This is a genomic window from Snodgrassella sp. CFCC 13594 (genome assembly GCF_001590725.1).
In the GTDB taxonomy this organism is placed as follows: Bacteria; Pseudomonadota; Gammaproteobacteria; order Burkholderiales; family Neisseriaceae; genus Snodgrassella.
The window spans coordinates 1-243 of sequence record NZ_LQXR01000120.1 but is presented as its reverse complement, the minus strand read 5'-3'; the positions used below and the strand labels follow the sequence as shown (position 1 = coordinate 243).

Sequence of the window (243 nt, the reverse complement as noted above, 5' to 3'; positions counted from 1 at the left end):
CCCGGCGCCTGAATGACACCAATGTAATCAAGACCATGGATTAAGGAGAACCAGATGATGCTAAGCCGACTGCGGCACTGGCTGATGGCAGTGATGGTGGGCTTATTGGCCGCCTGCGATAATAACCCGTTTCCACATGTGAAGCCGGGTACGGATCAGTCTCCCGTCGCCCAGCCCAAGGATAGCCAAGGGCGGACGTATGTAATTGGAAATTTAGGCGGCAAGCCAGTCAATATTCCTTAA

At 53.1% G+C, this 243-nt stretch carries 1 protein-coding gene; it reads left to right on the top strand.

All coding sequences use genetic code 11. The features are described from left to right. Nucleotides 1-54 precede the first annotated feature (54 nt). Nucleotides 55-243: a hypothetical protein gene (locus A2F46_RS11975; protein WP_066570677.1), complete on the top strand. Its 189-nt coding sequence runs from the start codon at nucleotides 55-57 to the stop codon at nucleotides 241-243.

What these genes read in the sequence shown, in the direction of transcription:
- A2F46_RS11975 (WP_066570677.1), top strand. Translation starts at nt 55, where the DNA reads ATGATGCTAAGCCGACTGCGGCACTGGCTGATGGCAGTGATGGTGGGC.